Here is an 18,221-nt window from a genome sequence, read left to right as displayed (position 1 = left end):
ATACATATTTCAAGTGGTTAAATACTTCTTATGTTGGGTGTGGATGAATTTGTTCAAAATTGCAGTATATTTAAAGCCGTACAAAAAAGAAGCGATCATTGGACCAATCTTCAAACTGATGGAAGCGATTCTGGAGCTGATTTTGCCTACCATTGTCGCATTGATCATCAACAACGGGGTTGGCAATCATGACAGCGCCTATGTTTACCGCATGGGTGGCCTAATGGTGCTGATGTCACTGCTTGGCTTCGGCTGCTCCATGGTATGCCAATACTATGCAGCCCGGGCTTCACAGGGATTCGGTACGACACTACGCAATAAGATGTTTAGACATATCACATCTTTGTCGTATGCTGAGCTGGATACCTTAGGTACACCTACACTGATTAATCGGATTACCAATGACGTAAACCAGCTGCAAATTGCTGTGGCTATGCTAATTCGTCTAGTTATTCGTGCACCGTTTATCTGTATCGGGGCTATCCTAATGTCCATGATTTTGGATTTTAGATTATCGCTGATTCTAATTGCGGCAACACCGATTTTTGGCATTATTTTATATTTTATTATCACCCGTAGTGCTCCTTTGTACCGAAAATACCAGCAGAAGCTGGATGCCCTTGCGCTCGTACTGAGTGAGAATTTATCGGGGATTCGAGTGATTCGTGCTTTTGCCAAAAGACGTACAGAAAAAGAACGTTTTGATGCTTCATCCGATGATTTGACTACTACAGCGATCCGGGTTTCGCGGATTTCTGCTTTGCTTGGGCCGATGACTACACTTGTAGTAAATGCGGCGATCATTGCTATTTTGTGGGTAGGCGGAATTCATATCGATGGGGGCCGATTGTCTCAAGGGGAGATCATTGCCTTCATCAATTACATCACTCAAATCTTGCTGGCGCTGATAGTGGTCTCCAACTTGGTCATTATTTTTACCAAAGCCTCATCCTCAGCTAATCGTGTAAATGAAGTGCTGGGTGTTAAGGTCTCCGTGTCTGAGGAAGGAAATGCTGTGATTGCTGAACCTGACCATGCTGCCCCTGCTATACAATTCGATCACGTATCCTTTGGGTATAATACGACAGGTGAATCGGCATTAGAGGATATATCTCTAGTAATTAATCGCGGAGAGACCGTGGGCCTGATTGGCAGTACGGGTTCAGGTAAGTCTACTTTTGTGAATTTGATCCCTCGTTTTTATGATGCGGTGCAAGGTGAAGTAAAAGTGGATGGTGTGAATGTCCGAGATTATAAGCTGCATCAGCTTCGTGAGAAGATCGGGATTGTACCGCAGAAAGCTGTGCTGTTTACAGGAACGATCGCTGAGAATATACGTTGGGGCAAGGAAGATGCAACTGAGGAAGAAATCATGCAGGCAGCCTCTATTGCTCAAGCGGAGGAGTTTATACGTAAATTACCCGAAGGGTTGAATACGCAAGTATCTCGTGGGGGATTAAATTTATCCGGTGGACAAAAGCAGCGCTTAACCATAGCTCGTGCAGTAGTAGGAAAGCCATCGATTCTTATTTTGGATGACTCCTCCAGTGCGCTGGATTTCTCCACAGATGCGGCACTTCGAAAGGCTCTCAAAGAGAGCAGCCAGGAAATGACCGTACTCCTTGTCTCGCAGAGGGTAAGCACTGTAAGGCAAGCGGATAAAATAATGGTATTTGAGGAAGGGCGGATCGCCGGTGTCGGAACCCATGAGGAGCTGATGCGTGGTTGTGAAGAGTATAAAGAAATCTGCCTGTCCCAGCTATCAAGTGAGGAGTCGGGCCAATGAACAAAAATAACATTTGGAAAAGACTTATTGTATACACAGGGCATTATAAAAAAATAGCTATAGGTGTAGTAATCTGCGCAATACTCAGTGTGATTGCCAGTCTAATTGGCCCGCTGCTCATCGGCAGCGCCATCGATTTTATGATCGGGCCGGGAGAGGTTGATTTTGATGCCGTACTTAGACTGCTTTTGATTCTGGCAGGGGTGTATATTGTCGGCAGCTTTTTCGGATGGCTTCTTACCTACCTGACTAATCGAATTGCCTATCGGACTGTATATGACTTACGGCGGGAGCTTTTTGATAAATTAAATGTTTTGCCGTTAAAATTTCACGATAACCACCCGCAAGGGGACAGCATCAGCCGGTTTGTTAATGACATGGATGCGGTCTCTGATGGACTGCTGCAAGGCTTCTCAACACTGCTCACGGGGATCATCACTATCGTGGGGGCAATTGTACTTATGTTGTACATTAGTCCTTTAATGACCCTAGTTGTTCTTCTGTCAGCACCCGTTACATTTTTTGTGGCAAGATTCATTACGATGCGCTCCCAGAAGATGTTTAAGGAGCAGGCTAAAATTCTGGGCGGTCTCAACGGATACGTGGAGGAAATGATTGGCGGACAAAAAGTGGTCACAGCTTATCATTATGAAGACCGTGCACTGACCCAGTTTGAAGAACGAAACGAGACTCTGTACCAGACTGGCGTGAAATCACAATTTTACGGTTCCTTGTCCAATCCGACAACACGGTTAGTAAATAATATTACCTTCTCTGTTATCGCGATGATCGGTAGTGTTATGGTGATTCGCGGGCTTGTGACGGTAGGGGATTTGTCCAGCTTTTTGATCTTCTCTAACTTGTTCGCTAAGCCGTTTAATGAAATTACAGGTGTGATTACGCAGCTTCAATCGGCAACGGCATCAGCGCAGCGGATCTTCGCCATTCTAGACCTCTCGCCTGAACCAGCGGATGCAACAGACGCCAAAATTATGAATACAAGCCAAGGGACGATTACCTTTGAAAAAGTATCCTTTGCTTATAATCCTGAACGTCCTCTGATTAATGATTTCAGTCTGGAAGTGAAACCAGGTACCCGGGTTGCAATTGTAGGGCAGACGGGAGCGGGGAAGACCACACTGGTTAATCTGCTTATGCGTTTTTATGATGTGGATAAGGGTTCCATCAAGATTGACGGCGTGGATATCAAGACGATTACCCGTGACAGTCTGCGGCGTAATTTCGGGATGGTGTTGCAGGACACCTGGCTGTTTGGCGGCACAATTAGAGAAAACATTGCCTACGGCAAACCTGAGGCTACCGAAGAAGAGGTCATCGCTGCTGCTAAAGCTGCAAATGCTCATAGCTTCATTAAACGCCTGCCTGAGGGATATGATACAAAGATCAGTGGCTCAGGAGATAATTTGTCGCAAGGACAAAAGCAGCTGCTTACCATAGCACGAGTGATGCTCGTAGATCCGCCTATGCTCATTTTGGATGAAGCCACCAGCAGTATTGATACGCTGACTGAGGTACGGATTCAGAAGGCTTTTCTAAAAATGATCGCTGGTCGGACCAGCTTTGTAATTGCTCACCGTTTGTCAACGATTCGAGAATCGGATCTCATTCTTTTCATGAAGGACGGAGACATTGTCGAAAGTGGCACGCATGACCAACTCCTAGCCAGCGGTGGATATTACGCCAGATTATATAACAGTCAGTTCGCATCAGCTTAGACTTTGCATTAAGAAAAAGAGCATTCAATCCCTAAATTGGGGGTGAATGCTTTTTTTGGTTGAGTTAGTTTTGTTTGGTTTGGGTGTAGCCCGCCGTCACCAAAGTAGTTTGCTTAACGTTCCAAAGTAGCTATCACATCGTCACCAAAGTAATTTGCTTACCGTTCCAAAATAGCTATCACATCGTCACCAAAGTAATTTGCTTATCATTCCAAAGTATTTGTTTACCGTTACGGACCGTATTGCAGCTAAATGGTGTTTTTGGTGCCTTTTTTCAAAGTAACGGACTGCATAGCACTTATTCGTCTGATTTTGCAGCAAAAAGGAGCGGATATGGCACAATAGCTGCATCTGAGTCCGAACGATGTGGAAAAGGGCATGAATTTTGAAATAAGGGCGCCTCGGTCCGATACATAGTAATGGCAGCCACCACCAAAGGTAGATTGCTTCTGTTCTGGAGTAGAATGCTTAGAAAGTCGTTTGCTTAGCGTTCCAAAGTAGTTAGCTCATCGTCACTAAAGTAATTTGTTTAGCGTTCCAAAGTAGTTTTTTTAGCCTTGCGGACCGTATTGCAGCTAAATTGTGTTTTTGGCGCCTTTTTTCGAGGTAACGGACTGCATAGCACTTATTCGGCTGAATTTGCAGGAAAAAGGAGTGGATATGGCACAATAGCTGCATCTGAGTCCGAACGGAGTGGAAAAGAGCGTGAATTTGCGAAATAAGGGCGCCTCGGTCCGATACGTTGCAATGGCAGCCACCACCAAAGGTAGATTGCTTCTGTTCTGGAGTAGAATGCTTAGAAAGTCGTTTGCTTAGCGTTCCAAAGTAGTTAGCTCATCGTCACTAAAGTAATTTGTTTACCGTTCCAAAGTAGTTTGTTTAGCCTTGCGGACCGTATTGCAGCTAAATGATGTTTTTGGTGCCTTTTTTCAAAGTAACGGACTGCATAGCACTTATTCGCCTGATTTTGCAGCAAAAAGGAGCGGATGTGGCACAATAGCTGCATCTGAGTCCGAACGGGGTGGAAAAGAGCGTGAATTTGCGAAATAAGGGCGCCTCGGTCCGATACGTAGCAATGGCTGCCACTACCAAAGGTAGATTGCTTCTGATCCGGAGTAGAATGATTAGAAAGTAGTTCGCTTAGCGTTCCAAAGTTAACTATCTCACCGTCCCCAAAGTAGTTTGTTTGTCCTTACGGACCGTGTTGCACTTAATCGTAATTTTATCCCACCCGTTAGAGGTGAAAATCTCAAAATAAAATATTTGCAAACGAATGAACTATCTGGACGGGCTAAACGTATTATAAGAAACGTATATTGAAGACGACGAAGCTACAGTAAATATGGCATATTGAGAGTGTTATGAGATTGGAAGGGGAGTGGCAAGATGTTGACAATCAAACATTTTACCAAAAGCTATAAGGGTGGCAAGAAGGCAGTAAATGATCTGAATTTGGTGGTCGAAAAAGGTGACATCTACGGCTTTATCGGTCATAACGGTGCAGGGAAAACAACGACTATCCGAGCAGTGGTCGGAGTTTTAGATTTTGAGGAGGGGGATATCGAGATTGGTGGGTACTCCATTAAAAAAGATCCCTTAGCCTGCAAAGCGATTACTGCGTATATTCCAGATAATCCGGATTTATACGATCATCTGACGGGCATTCAGTACTTGAATTTTATTGGTGATCTTTTTAGCGTATCGAAAGCGGATCGGGAGTTACTGATAAAGAAATATAGCGATGAATTTGAGATTACCTCTAATCTGGGGGATTTGATCTCCGCGTATTCTCATGGTATGAAACAGAAACTCGCGATTATCTCTGCGCTTATTCATAAACCGAAGCTGCTAGTTCTGGATGAACCCTTTGTGGGACTTGATCCAAAAGCGGCACACACGCTCAAGAGAATTATGGCGGAGATTTGCAGCCAGGGCAGTGCGATCTTTTTTTCGACGCATGTACTGGACGTGGCCGAGAAGCTCTGCAATAAGATCGCCATTATCAAAGCGGGTGAATTGATCACTCATGGGAAAACAGAAGAGGTGAAGGGTGACAGCAGCCTTGAAGATGTGTTTTTGGAGTTGATAAAACATGATTAATATCTGGAGATTGACGAAAATTCAGCTAATCTCATCCTTTGGGTTAAATAAAGCTTTGCATACACGAGATATGAAAGAAAGACGAAAAATGCTTTTGCTGAGCATCGGTATCTTAATAGGGATAGTCATGATGGCAGTGGTTTCGTTTGGATATAGCTTCATGATAGCAGAGACCCTTGAACAGATAGGCCGTCCAGAGCTGCTGCTTGCGATTATGATGGCTGTTACATGCTTGATTGGATTTTTTACAACGATCTATAAGGCGAGTGGGGTATTATTTGGCTCCAAAGATTACGATCTCGTAATGTCGCTGCCTATCAAAACGAGCCATATCGTAGCAAGCCGTGTAGTTCAGCTCTACGTGCTGAATATACTGTTCTCATTGATGGTGATGGTGCCAGCAGGTGTAGTTTATGCTATAAAGGTAAATCCGGCAGTAGTGTATTATTTATTTTTCATGATAACGCTGCTATTTATCCCATTAGTGCCGATCATTGCTGCAACGATTATTGGGGCATTGATTAGTTGGATCTCCTCACGGTTTAAAGGAAGTCGTTTAATAAGTCTCATTCTGACTTTTGCCGTAATCATTGTTATTATTTTGGGTTCAAGCCAAATGAATGGGAATGACCCGCAGTTAATTGCAGATATGAGCACACAAATTGCCGATCAAATCTTTAACTTATATCCTTTGACGGTCATGTATGTAGATGCTGTCTGCTCGTATCAGGTAGCTCCTTTACTATTATTTATAGGAATTTCATTACTTTCTTTTATGCTGTTTACCCTTATTCTTGGCAGCAAATATAAAGCAATACACACAGGCCTTACGACGTCTTACTCAAAGAATAAGTATCAAATGAGGTCACTTGCAGTCTCTTCACCGCTTTACACATTGTATAAAAAAGAGCTGCGCCGCTATTTCAGTTCTTCTATATATGTGCTAAATACAAGTATTGGTATGGTAATGCTACTTGTCATGGCGATCACCTTACTGTTTGTTAGCTCAGAGCAATTAGGAAAGATTATTGAGATACCAGAACTCTCTAATTATCTAAGCAGATTGGCGCCACTATTTGTTTCCTTCTTTGTAGCATTAAGCTGTACGACCTCGAGTTCGATTTCGCTTGAAGGTAACCATATTTGGATTTTAAAAAGCGCTCCCGTTCCGACAAAAACTATATTATTAAGTAAAATCGCAGTGAATCTCACCATTACTGTGCCGATTGTGATTGTTAGTAGTGTGCTTCTTATGATTTCTCTGGGCACTGGCTGGATGGAGAGCTTGTTATTGCTAATAATCCCCGTCCTATACGCTTGTCTTACCGCAATGGTAGGTGTGATCGTAAACTTGAAGCTTCCTAAACTGGAGTGGACCAATGAAGTCTCTGTAATTAAACAAAGTGCTTCGGTCCTTGTAGCGATGATTATAGGATTTATCAGCTTGCTGATTCCATTTGGTTTGAGTTTTCTTTTATCTGATCTAAATGGTGATCTCGTTATGTTAGGTATTGGTGTGGTGATATTAGTGGCGTGTGGAGTGATGTATAGATACATCCAGTCCACAGGAGAATTTTTATTTCGGGCTCTTTAAAAAAAGGGCATTCCAAAAGCCGAAATTGGCTGCTGGGATGCCCTTTTTTTGTGCAAGATTTATTTTCGTGAAAAATCCCTAAGTTCTACCGTCGCTCTTGTTGTTCTTGTTGTTCTTGTCGCTCATTAGCTAACTGTTCAATTCCGCCCACCATTATTTTTAGACCTGTATAGAACATCTTATCGGAGCCAATTTCATTAAAAATATTGTTTTCGTACATTCGTTTTATAACATTAGGTCCATCCCCGGATAAGTGCTCAAGCGATTGTTTAAAAACCACTCTAGCATCTCCATTAGGTTCATTTTTCATGGCTAAGTCTATTCGATCCTGCTCATATTTGTCCAATTCGAATGAGATTACATAGTTTAACACGCATGCAATCAAGGAGAATTTATCACTATCGCTTAAAGGAAGATGATCCACGATCTGAAGCAAAGTATTCAGTAAAGATAGATAATTAGGTTCAGAAGGCAAGGTTCTCATCATCAGCTGAGCCGAGCAAGGATACTTATGTAAAACCCCACGAATTCGGTCTACAAAATTAAATAACTGTTCTTGCCAAGCACCTTCGAGATTCGCAGTTTCGAGGGCTTCTTTGGCGACCTCATTAGCAAGAGTCTGGAAAATGCTCTGTTTACTCTTAAAATGCCAATACAGAGAGGCGGCTTGTATTTTTAGTAGTTCTGCTAATTTACGCATACTAAATGCCTCTATGCCGATATCATCCAACAGCACCCAAGAAGCTTTTATTATATCTTGTTCAGTGATTTGCAGATTTTTGATTCTCATCGAAACGACCTCCTGTTACTGTCTTTCTTTATCATAAGCGAAGATGAATGGCTGGTCTACCATCGTTAGATTACTGCTTTATCTTACAGTGTTAGATATTTTTATTTACAAGCAAATAAACGGGTGCTATATTAATCTTACACCGTTAGTTTAAAGGTGCGATTTTTTTAAAAAAGGAGGAAGCAGTTAGCAATTTTATTAGTAAAAATTAAAAAGGATGTGTATAGACCCATGAGTAATCTTCAAGTGGAACAATCCCAACCAGTCACCAAAGAATTTTCTATAAAAGCAATACTTCCCGTAATACTGGCACTTATAACAGGAATGCTGCTGGTTATGCTCGACAGTACAATTATGAATGTAGCGATCCCGCAGCTTGAAAAAACCTTTGATGCCAGCCTAAAAACAATACAGTGGGCCATTACGGGTTATACGCTGGCTTTATCCGTAATTATCCCATTGGCCGGTTGGTTCTCGGATAAGTTCACTGCCAAACGTGTTTTTTTAGCTTCGATCGTATTGTTTACCATAGGTTCTTTATTATGCTCTATGGCACAATCCACAACAGAGCTGATAATCTTTCGTATTTTGCAGGGATTAGGCGGAGGGATGATTGCTCCAATTGGTATGGCTATGTCATTCAAAATCGCACCTCCCGATAAAAGAGGTTCAATCATGGGATTGCTTGGACTACCGATGTTAATTGCGCCTGTTCTTGGTCCTGTACTGTCAGGATGGCTGTTGGAATATGCCAGCTGGCACTGGATTTTTCTGATTAATGTTCCCATTGGCATTATTGCAATGATTGTTGGAGTGAAATTTCTTCCGGTAATAGAGAAGGGGAATAAAGCTAAATTGGATATTTGGGGTGTGATTTTATCACCGCTCGCCTTCTCCAGCTTGGTATTTGGGGTGCATAGAGGGGGAGTAGATGGCTGGGGGGATCGTATAACGATTATATCTCTTGCGTTCAGCTTCATTGCTTTAGCCTTGTTTATTTTCGTGGAATTGCGCCAAAAAGAACCGTTATTGGAACTTCGCTCTTTTCGATCTCTAGAATTTAGTAAAGGTATGATTTTGACCTGGATTAATCAGTTCGCCTTATTTGGTTCGATTCTGTTAATTCCAATTTTTTTGCAGCAGGTCAGAGGTTTTTCTTCCTTTGAATCGGGGCTTTTAGTTATTCCCCAAGCATTAATATCCTTTGCTGGCATGATTATTGGAGGAAAGTTATTTGATAAGTATGGAGCTCGGCCCGTTGTGTTCTCTGGACTTGTGCTGCTGTCCACCGGACTCTTTCTCTTGTCACGTTTACAAAATGATACAAGTGTATACGTTATGATCAGTTATTTTGCCATTATGGGACTTGGCCAAGGATTAACTACTATGCAGCTCGGTACACATGTGCTTAAGGCCGCTCCGAAGGATCTGATCAGCCGTGTTACCCCACTTACTGCCTCTGCGCAACAAATTGTGGGTTCCTTTGCTGTCGCTATAATGTCGGGCTTATTGACTTCCAATATAGCTACACATATGAGTCAAGGGAATCAGAAACTACCCTCAGCGGCTATGGTTGCAGGATTCCACGACACGTTCCTAGTTTCATTGGGCTTGGCGCTGTGTGGTGTGGTTCTTAGTCTCTTTTTGCGTAATCCGAAGAGCTGATCCTATCGTACTCTACCAATATTTTAGCGATGTTTATTGATTGTATCCTTGGTATAATTCAAAGATTGATAACCAAGGGGGAATCTCTTAACCCGTGAAAAATATATTTGCTAGATTTACTATAATAACCCTCGCTGTCGTGCTAGCCGCCGGAGTATTTATTCAGCATATATCGGCCGATAACGGGGTTCCTTTTGAGGATATAAACACTAGTTATGCAAAAAAAGAAATCATAGATTTATATAACCGGAATATATTAACTGGCACCTCGAATACTAAATTTTCACCTACTCAATCGATTACTAGAGCTGAATTTATAACAGTTCTTGATCGACTGTTGAAGCTTGATCCAGCGTTGAGTCCGGTATCTCCTTATACCGACGTAGCCAAAAGCGCTTGGTATTACGGCTGGATTCAGGCTGCGGTTCAGCTTGAACTGGCGAACGGCACTTCGGCAACTACTTTTGCACCCGCAAAAGCAGTCACTCGGCAGGAAGCGGCTGTGTGGATAGCCAAAGCTCTAAAGCAAACAAACACTGCAACTGCCGCACAAACTAATTTTAAGGATCGGCAACAAATTGCTAGCTGGGCAAGTGCTGCTGTAGCTAAGGTTAATGATCGCGGATTAATGAAGGGCGATAATAGCGGAAATTTTCGGCCCACGGACCCGATAACAAGGCAAGAGACGGCAGTGCTGATGGATCGGGTGCTGCAACATACAAGCTGGGCGGCAGAGCTGGAAAGTAATCCGGACAAACGTATTGTTATAGGCTGGCAGTATGGTCTCACGACGGCACAATTTGAGAATCATGTTCTGCAATCGAACGTCAACACATTATCACCACGTTGGTATTATGTTGGGAAAACAGGGGCAGTAACGGATTCGACAGACGCCTCGCTGGTGACTTGGGCAAAAAATAATAAGAAGCAAGTCTGGGCGATGGTTGGCAATCGATCGGATCAAGAAGCGACGCATCAGATGCTGTTGAGTACAACCGCAAGGAATACGGCAGTTAATCAGTTAGCTGCTTTAGTGAGTAAATATGGATTAGATGGACTAAATATAGATTTTGAAAATGTAGCGGCCGAAGATCGTGTGTATTTGACTTCGTTTATTACTTTATTAGCCGAGAAAATGCATTCGCTCGATGTTATCCTGTCGATGGATGTATCTCCTGATCTTGGAACGGATTGGACAGAAGCTTTTGACTATGCTGCCCTAGGCAAGCAAGTGAATTATATGGTGATGATGGGTTATGATGAGCATTATGACGGGAGTCAAGTTCCGGGGTCCAATGCCTCGCTTTCTTATGATCAAAAGGCTGTGAATACAATCCTAAAAGTTGTACCTAGTCAAAAAGTTATATTGGCATTGCCCTTATATAATCGGGATTGGACATTGAACCAGAAGGGGACGGTTTTATCCTCTCAATATATTACGCTTCCGGAGCAAAATCAGATTATCAGCAGCTATGCATCGAGACCCGTGTGGAATCCTTCGCTGGGACAATATGTCGCGGGCTACTCGAAACAAGCTATAAAACATACGATCTGGATTGAGGATGGGCGTTCATTAATAACAAAATACAACTTAGCGGTTACTAAAAAACTTGCTGGAGTAGCTTATTGGTATATAGGCGGAGAAAGCTCTGATGTATGGTCCAGCTTAAGGAATGCAGAGAAATTTTACGATTATACTTTTTAAAAATATGAAAGACTGGATGCGAATAGCCGCTTAGCTATATTGCTGTCCAGTCTTTTTATAGGGTTATTAATGCATAGCTGGTAGAATTAGATTGATTAAATCAGCCTCGCGTTACGTATTTTTTGAAGTTTTTCACGTTTAGAACTTTAACATTTTGAGCTAGAAGTTTCTTGTCGCTAACGACCCAAGTGTGATCTTTGGAGTTTTTTCTACGAATCGCAGCGAAGTTATACTTATTTCCTGCATAGATCTTAAAGCCCTGTGCAGCACAATCCGCACAAAACTTAACGCATTCACCTTTATTCCAATCTGGAAAGGAAATCTGCTGGAAGACATTTCGTTTTACGAGTAGGGTCGCACCCTGAACATTGGTTACCTGTTTATTTTCCATATGAAGATAACGAAGCAAAAGTAGCTTCTTATCAGTTAAATACATATAGTGAGCTCGTTTTCCAACGATATCAGCTTTAGTTTTATGGAGGATGTTCATACTATCCGTTAAATAGTTGGCAGAGTAATAATCGTCGTCATCAAATTTAGCGATACAACTATAATTCGCTAAGTGCACACCAAAATTCAGACAAAACCCCAGTGAACGATATTCTGGTAGTTTATAGATCCGTACGTTTTTATGTTTTTTTGCAGCATGTATATAGTCTTCTATTTTCAAGCTATCATTATTAATGATCACGATAAGCTCTTTAGATTTGAAATTCTGTCGTTGATAGTTATCAAATATTGTTTTAATACAATCCATTCGTTTTGTACAAGTTAGAATAGACACAGCAGATGAAGTAGATTCAGCAGTTAATTTCATAACGAAATCTTTGGACGGCGTCCAACAAAATTCCTGTAGTTTTTAATATTCCGGATGATCTTATGGTTAGCTATTAGTGTACTATCACTGATGATCCATGTATGTTTTGAAGAGTTTTTTCTACGTATGGCAACGAAGTTATTTTTACTTGCAGAATAAACCTTATAACCTTTCTTTTTGCTTCTGCTGCAAAAGAGATCATCTTCACCTACGTTTTTATTAGGAAATTTCACATGATCGAATACTTTTCGTTTGAAGACGAGCGTAGCGCCAGGGAGATGGGTAACCATTCGGTGTTCATCATTTGCGAAACGAAGAATCAAAGTCTTTGAACCTAGTAAATACATATAGTGAGCCCGTTTTCCTAGGATATCAGCTTTAGTTCTTTTTAAGGTCAGAATACTTTCCGTCAAATAATAAGGGGCATAATAATCGTCGTCATCAAATTTGGCGATGGTATGATATTTGCATTTTGTTACGGCATAGTTTAAGCATGAACCGAGGGATTGCTGTTCAGGTTTACGATATATCTTAATATTTTTGTGTTTTTTAGCTAAGGTTTGGTAGGGGGGAAGTGGAATTTTATTATTATTGATAATAATGATAAGTTCTTTATTTGCATATCTTTGTCTGCTGAAATTTTGGAGTAGGTTGTTTAAATAATTATGGCGATTGGTACAGGTAATAATGGAAACACCTTGTTGCTTCGCTTTGTTGTGAGGTACAGCACTCATTTAACCAACCCCTCATATGCATTTTTGGGAAAAGTCTCATAATACGATATGTCCAAGTTAGGATAGAGTAACGGCATATCAACCTCTTAAAAGCAAAAATGGACTTGTTTAAAGAACACAAAACCCACAGTGATAGCTGTGGGTTTTGTAAGAGAGACAATTCATATGAAACGCTTTGGATGTTTGTTCAGAAATAAGATTCAATGATGGATACGCTATTCTCGATTCTCGCCTTACTCTGCGTTAAATAATCTTTGGTCCAATCATCTAGGTTAGACATATCAAAACTCCGGTACATCCCTGTATAAACAATAATCTCTCTTAATCGAAGAAAAAGAGGAATTAGCTTCAGCTCATTTTCTGAAATACTGTTCTCTTTAACGTAGCCTTTTAGAAAATGCTCCATAAAACGCTGACATTGAAGCTGCCTGTCCTCCATACTATCATCCCCGTAAACGTAGACTAGATAATACAGTTGAATGGCGATATCTTCTACAAACCAGCTGTACTGAGCTTCATCAAAATCAAACAAGGTCAGCTTGCCATTGTCGACCAAAAAGTTGCCTACATTGATATCCCCATGGATGAGACCATAGGTATTTATATTAGCGTCGAGATGCTTTAGTTGATCCATAAGCGCCTTACAGCTTTCCAAAACACCACTTTGGGATGGAGGAATAAACTTCGTTACATTCTGCAGGTAGTAGTTCTGATGCCACGCCTGTCTTTTGGACTGTGGTTTATAAGATTTTGCCAATCTGTGCATTTGTCCAGTGATCATGCCACACTGCTCATAGAGGTCTAGATCCTTCAGGCAGTCTGGGTAACCTATTCGTTTCCCTTGTGCTTTTTCAAAGGAAGATACCATAAAGTATGAATCACCAATCTCTATTTGCTCAACTAGATTACCCAGAAGAGAACCTACGGGTCTTGATACGGAAACGCCATGATCTGCTAGGTATAGAATCCATTCAAGTTCAGCCGTTAACAATTCCATACTGCGCAGCGAGCTATGAGTAAATCTTAGAATATATTGATGATTGCTAAGTTGATATTCATAAACAAAATTTTGAAATCCGCCAATGAAGCTTAGCTCATCTATGGGGATACCGTATTTCGTGCAGGCAGCACTTACAATCTGGTCATTAAATAAGGACTTAATCTTTTGTTCCAAGGGTTCTACTCCGTTCTACATTACAATGATTTTATCGAAATCGTTCTGGAGCTTTCCTGGACCTTAATAAGCAGCGGCCGTTCTTGTGGGTTGAGATTTGGGGCATGAATGGCCAGCATAAGTCTGCCCGTCAAATCACGAAACAACATTCCATGTCCGCCATCTTTGGCATAAAGAAGCTCAGGATCATGTTGCCAAGGTCCACTAATGTCACCGCTGACGGATCGGGTTATACCCATGGCATAACCACTAGCTCCACTGCTAGACCACAACATAAGCAGCTCACCACTGCTAGTCTGATGCATAAAAGGACCGTCAGTTACGTATTGCCCTTCTTTGCCGCCTACCGTCCAAGGAGCTTGTGAAGCCTGGAAAAGCAGCATAGGTTCGCCAATAGTAGCACTTAAATCCTCCTTCAGCCGAACGGCATACATTTCTCCATCCGTCACTTCAATCCATTCACGGCAAAAGATCATCCAAGGTTTGTCTTCTTTATCTACATATAACGTTCCGTCAAGGCACTCCCAAGAAGCAGGGGTAATCGGATGATTACTGATAGGGAGATAAGGACCCTCAGGTGTTTCCGCGCTTAATATTTGTGTCCCCCGTGGAACGCCATTTCTTTTAAAAGAAGCGAACATATAATATTTTCCGTTGTAGCGGTGAACCTCTGGTGCCCAGAAATGATGATCAGCCCAAAAATCAGCATCTGGACGAAAAGCAGCAATGGGCCCGGACCATTCCTGAAGATCTGAGCTGATATATACATCGAAGCCGTGAGGTGCGCCACTCCAAGCTGTTAGGCCATCTGTGCCAAATAAATAGTATTGTTCAAGTTCAGGCACAGATAGGATATAGGGATCTCTAAAGTTAATATCAGATAATGTTTTCATTAAGGTGCCCCCAATTTACAAGCTATCATCTGCTTAATTTTACAATATCTTCTTTAGGCTTGGAAGCGTTACTTCATTTGCTCGTCTTGTAGCAAACGTATTTTCATTACTCCGGGTGTACAGCCGTAGTTTTTTCGGAAGACACGTATAAAATAATTAGTCTCCATGCCCAGCTGAAGCGCTATATCTTGAACGGGAATCTCCACATCCTCCGTCATTAATTGCAGCGCCCGCTCCAGCCGCAGATTCTGCAAATACTTATGCGGAGTGACCCCATATTCCTGCACGAATAAACGCTGGAAATGCTGCACAGAGTACCCGACTGCTGCTGCAAGATTGGAGATCAGAAGCGGTTCTGTGTAATGTTCGTTGATCAGCCCGACGGCTATAGTTAGGGCTTTATTTCGGACCGACTCGAAGGCTAGACGATTACCGGAGCCTTCTGATTTCTTGGCAGGGCGCAGCATCAAGAGCAGTCTATAGAGTGTGATAGACAACTCTTGCATCCACATCTCGTCCTGCCGATTGGGGGCAGGAGAATTCACCGTATGCCAGATTTGGCCGATTTCTTCCCAGCATTGTTCAAAACGATCCGTTCGATAAGGAACAGAAGGGAGCAGTTCAAGCGCTTCCAGCAATCCATGAGCTTGACTGCCTTGAAAGCCGATAAAGCCAACATGCCACGGTTCATGAGAGGTAGGATAATATTCATGACCACGATCGGGCGGGAAGGCAAAAGCCATCCCCGGTTCCAGTATGATTTCTGTGCCACTTTCCAGATCACGAAATAACCCGGTTCCGGTCCGTATTAAAAAGATTTGATACACAGGAAATCCTGCTGGGCGCACATGATGGAATTGGATATGGCGACCTACAGAGTAGGGGGATAGGGGCAACATTCCAGAGTCGCGTGGTAATTCAATCAGAGAAAAAGGCAGCAGGTTTATCACCTCATCTTCATTTTGTGCTATCACTTCGAGACTATATTCCTACTGATTGAAATGACTTTTCTTATATTATAAATAGTATAAATGATGATTCCTGAATAAGATAGCTTACGCTTCTAGCCTATCATCAGAGAATAGTCCCATTCTATAAATGGGCAGAATTGAGAGGATGATCGTACACAATGAATAAAAAACATTCCCCGATAAGCAGTAAAGCTGGTGTCATGCTGCACGGTGCTGATTATAATCCTGAACAATGGCTGAAATATCCGGAAGTATTGCGTGAGGATATCCGATTAATGAAGCTGGCGGGCTGCAATGTCATGTCCGTAGGCATTTTTTCGTGGGTATCTCTTGAACCTGAAGAGGGTGTGTTCACTTTCGAATGGTTGGATGGTGTACTTGATTCTTTTGCAGCGAATGGGATTTACGCTATCTTGGCAACGCCAAGTGGTGCCCGACCAGCATGGATGTCGCAAAAATATCCAGAAGTCTTAAGAGTGGAGCGTAACCGTGTTCACAATTTGCATGGCTTCCGTCATAACCATTGCTTTACCTCACCAGTGTACCGGGAGAAAACTGCAATTCTGAATGCAAAGCTAGCGGAACGGTACAGCCAGCATCCAGCCATTATCGGTTGGCATATTTCGAATGAGTTCGGTGGGGAGTGTCACTGCGAGCTCTGCCAGGATGCTTTTAGAGAATGGTTGAAGGTGAAATATAATAACAGTTTGGATGAGGTGAATCATGCTTGGTGGGCTACTTTTTGGAGCCATACCTACACTTCATGGTCACAGATTGAATCCCCAGCTCCACATGGTGAGACACAAGTACACGGCTTGAATCTTGACTGGCGGCGTTTTGTTAGTGAACGGACAATTGATTTCTGCCAGCACGAGATCAATACGGTTCGTCCTTACAATCCAGAGCTGCCTATCACGACGAATATGCATATGATCGATGGCATTGATTACCGCGAGCTGGCCAAAATCCTGGATGTGGTCTCATGGGACGCTTATCCAGACTGGCATTATACCGAAGACGGTGACGATACTAGATTGGCAGCATGGACGGCGATGCACTACGACTTAATGCGCTCTTTTAAAAAGAAACCGTTCCTGCTGATGGAAAGCACGCCATCCCTTACGAACTGGCAATCGGTCAGTAAGCTGAAACGTCCCGGAATGCACAAGCTGTCTTCCTTGCAAGCGGTAGCGCATGGTTCGGATTCTGTGCAGTATTTTCAATGGCGCAAAAGCCGCGGATCAAGTGAGAAGTTCCACGGCGCAGTTGTAGACCACAGTGGCCACTCCGAGACTCGAGTATTCCAAGATGTAGCGGAAGTAGGAAAGACGCTGGCGGGAATGACGGAAGTAGTGGGTACGTCCACTCCGGCGCAGACGGCGATTATTTTCGATTGGGACAACCGCTGGGCGATAAAGGATGCGCAAGGCATCCGTAATTCCGGATTACGTTATGAGGAGACGGTGCTACAGCATTATCGTGCACTTTGGGAGCTGGGCATTCCAGTTGATATTATAGGCTCTGGAGATGATCTGTCTGCCTACAAGCTGGTTGTTGCCCCTATGTTATATCTGATTAGTGAAGAGAATGGAAAGCGCATTGAGAAATATGTGGAGCAAGGCGGCACTTTCCTCGCAACCTATTGGTCAGGAGTAGTTAACGAAACGGATTTATGTCATCTGGGAGGATTCCCTGGTCCACTGCGCAGAACACTGGGGATTTGGGCAGAGGAGACAGAAGGGCTGCACAGCCGTGATCTGAACGGGTTAGTAATGGAGGTAGGTAATAAACTTAAGCTAAGCGGTGACTACGATGCGCATGAGATAGCCGAGCTGATTCATTTGGAAGGTGCAGAGGCTTTGGGGCATTATCGCAACGATTTCTATGCGGGCCGTCCAGCGCTTACAGTCAATCGTTTTGGTGAAGGAAATGCGTACCATCTTGCTACCCGTGTGAAAGACACTTCGTTCTATGTTGAGCTATACGCAGCGATCACATCTAAGGCAGGAATTACCCGTGCGATGGATAGTGAGCTTCCAGCAGGTGTGACTGCACAACTTCGCACAGATGGCGAAAGTGATTATGTTTTTGTGCAAAATTTCAGCGGCAGTCCGCAAACGGTAGAGCTGGATGGAGCGGAATACACAGACTTGGAAACAGGTCTTTCAGCTCCGGCCCTATTGAATCTAGCGGTGAATGGACTTGCGATGTTGAAGCGTAAAGCATTAGTATAATAAAAAGGCAGGACCTGAGTTT

13 protein-coding genes are annotated in these 18,221 nt (G+C 42.8%); 7 read left to right on the top strand and 6 right to left on the bottom strand.

Features of this window, described 5'->3' with window-relative positions; genetic code table 11:
- The first annotated feature begins 49 nt into the window (after positions 1-49).
- The 4 genes from MHH46_RS18760 to MHH46_RS18745 all read left to right on the top strand — a co-directional run bounded on the left by MHH46_RS18760 (position 50) and on the right by MHH46_RS18745 (position 7,216).
- Positions 50-1,786: an ABC transporter ATP-binding protein gene (locus MHH46_RS18760; protein ID WP_076127896.1), complete on the top strand. Its 1,737-nt coding sequence runs from the start codon at positions 50-52 to the stop codon at positions 1,784-1,786.
- Positions 1,783-3,522, top strand: coding sequence for an ABC transporter ATP-binding protein (locus tag MHH46_RS18755; RefSeq protein ID WP_076127898.1), 1,740 nt, complete (start codon positions 1,783-1,785; stop codon positions 3,520-3,522). The genes MHH46_RS18760 and MHH46_RS18755 overlap by 4 nt, the downstream gene beginning before the upstream one ends.
- A gap of 1,386 nt (positions 3,523-4,908) precedes the next feature.
- On the top strand, positions 4,909-5,622 hold the full coding sequence (locus MHH46_RS18750) for an ABC transporter ATP-binding protein (protein ID WP_036688363.1): 714 nt from the start codon (positions 4,909-4,911) through the stop codon (positions 5,620-5,622).
- A complete protein-coding gene (locus tag MHH46_RS18745; protein ID WP_076129810.1) occupies positions 5,615-7,216 on the top strand; it encodes a hypothetical protein in 1,602 nt (533 codons plus the stop codon). The genes MHH46_RS18750 and MHH46_RS18745 overlap by 8 nt, the downstream gene beginning before the upstream one ends.
- Positions 7,217-7,301: 85 nt before the next feature.
- Here the strand turns inward: MHH46_RS18745 and MHH46_RS18740 are convergent, their stop codons facing one another.
- Positions 7,302-8,006: a TetR/AcrR family transcriptional regulator gene (locus MHH46_RS18740; RefSeq protein WP_076129811.1), complete on the bottom strand. Its 705-nt coding sequence runs from the start codon at positions 8,004-8,006 to the stop codon at positions 7,302-7,304.
- A gap of 231 nt (positions 8,007-8,237) precedes the next feature.
- Here MHH46_RS18740 and MHH46_RS18735 point away from each other — a divergent pair, with 231 nt between their 5' ends.
- Together MHH46_RS18735 and MHH46_RS18730 are read left to right on the top strand one after the other, a co-directional pair.
- On the top strand, positions 8,238-9,671 hold the full coding sequence (locus tag MHH46_RS18735) for an MDR family MFS transporter (protein ID WP_076129812.1): 1,434 nt from the start codon (positions 8,238-8,240) through the stop codon (positions 9,669-9,671).
- A 94-nt stretch (positions 9,672-9,765) separates the two neighbouring features.
- The gene (locus MHH46_RS18730) at positions 9,766-11,376 is read left to right on the top strand and encodes an S-layer homology domain-containing protein (RefSeq protein WP_081387788.1); all 1,611 of its coding nucleotides are present in this window, start codon (positions 9,766-9,768) and stop codon (positions 11,374-11,376) included.
- A 100-nt stretch (positions 11,377-11,476) separates the two neighbouring features.
- Here the strand turns inward: MHH46_RS18730 and MHH46_RS18725 are convergent, their stop codons facing one another.
- The 5 genes from MHH46_RS18725 to MHH46_RS18705 all read right to left on the bottom strand — a co-directional run bounded on the left by MHH46_RS18725 (position 11,477) and on the right by MHH46_RS18705 (position 15,968).
- Positions 11,477-12,133: a glycosyltransferase family A protein gene (locus MHH46_RS18725; protein WP_340393919.1), complete on the bottom strand. Its 657-nt coding sequence runs from the start codon at positions 12,131-12,133 to the stop codon at positions 11,477-11,479.
- Between the two features lie 56 nt (positions 12,134-12,189).
- Positions 12,190-12,927, bottom strand: coding sequence for a glycosyltransferase family 2 protein (locus MHH46_RS18720; RefSeq protein ID WP_076190936.1), 738 nt, complete (start codon positions 12,925-12,927; stop codon positions 12,190-12,192).
- A 187-nt stretch (positions 12,928-13,114) separates the two neighbouring features.
- Positions 13,115-14,101 (bottom strand): phosphotransferase enzyme family protein, encoded by a 987-nt coding sequence (locus MHH46_RS18715; RefSeq protein ID WP_076190938.1) that lies wholly within the window; start codon positions 14,099-14,101, stop codon positions 13,115-13,117.
- A 20-nt stretch (positions 14,102-14,121) separates the two neighbouring features.
- Positions 14,122-14,994, bottom strand: a complete 873-nt coding sequence (locus MHH46_RS18710) for a glycoside hydrolase family 43 protein (RefSeq protein ID WP_076190941.1) — start codon at positions 14,992-14,994, stop codon at positions 14,122-14,124.
- Positions 14,995-15,062: 68 nt separating this feature from the next.
- The gene (locus tag MHH46_RS18705) at positions 15,063-15,968 is read right to left on the bottom strand and encodes an AraC family transcriptional regulator (protein WP_256717180.1); all 906 of its coding nucleotides are present in this window, start codon (positions 15,966-15,968) and stop codon (positions 15,063-15,065) included.
- A 155-nt stretch (positions 15,969-16,123) separates the two neighbouring features.
- Here MHH46_RS18705 and MHH46_RS18700 point away from each other — a divergent pair, with 155 nt between their 5' ends.
- A complete protein-coding gene (locus tag MHH46_RS18700) occupies positions 16,124-18,199 on the top strand; it encodes a beta-galactosidase (RefSeq protein WP_076190944.1) in 2,076 nt (691 codons plus the stop codon).
- Positions 18,200-18,221 lie beyond the last annotated feature (22 nt).

Source organism: Paenibacillus sp. FSL H8-0175, from assembly GCF_045040615.1.
Lineage (GTDB): Bacteria > Bacillota > Bacilli > Paenibacillales > Paenibacillaceae > Paenibacillus_AQ > Paenibacillus_AQ odorifer.
The sequence above is the reverse complement of the archived record's forward strand: the minus strand, read 5'-3'. Positions and strand labels throughout refer to the sequence as shown.

Excerpts from the sequence above, each read along its gene's own strand:
- MHH46_RS18700 (WP_076190944.1), top strand. The coding sequence starts at position 16,124 with ATGAATAAAAAACATTCCCCGATAAGCAGTAAAGCTGGTGTCATGCTG.
- MHH46_RS18735 (WP_076129812.1), top strand. The coding sequence starts at position 8,238 with ATGAGTAATCTTCAAGTGGAACAATCCCAACCAGTCACCAAAGAATTT.
- MHH46_RS18720 (WP_076190936.1), bottom strand. The coding sequence starts at position 12,927 with ATGAGTGCTGTACCTCACAACAAAGCGAAGCAACAAGGTGTTTCCATT.
- MHH46_RS18750 (WP_036688363.1), top strand. The coding sequence starts at position 4,909 with ATGTTGACAATCAAACATTTTACCAAAAGCTATAAGGGTGGCAAGAAG.
- MHH46_RS18725 (WP_340393919.1), bottom strand. The coding sequence starts at position 12,133 with ATGGATTGTATTAAAACAATATTTGATAACTATCAACGACAGAATTTC.
- MHH46_RS18710 (WP_076190941.1), bottom strand. The coding sequence starts at position 14,994 with ATGAAAACATTATCTGATATTAACTTTAGAGATCCCTATATCCTATCT.
- MHH46_RS18755 (WP_076127898.1), top strand. The coding sequence starts at position 1,783 with ATGAACAAAAATAACATTTGGAAAAGACTTATTGTATACACAGGGCAT.
- MHH46_RS18740 (WP_076129811.1), bottom strand. The coding sequence starts at position 8,006 with ATGAGAATCAAAAATCTGCAAATCACTGAACAAGATATAATAAAAGCT.
- MHH46_RS18745 (WP_076129810.1), top strand. The coding sequence starts at position 5,615 with ATGATTAATATCTGGAGATTGACGAAAATTCAGCTAATCTCATCCTTT.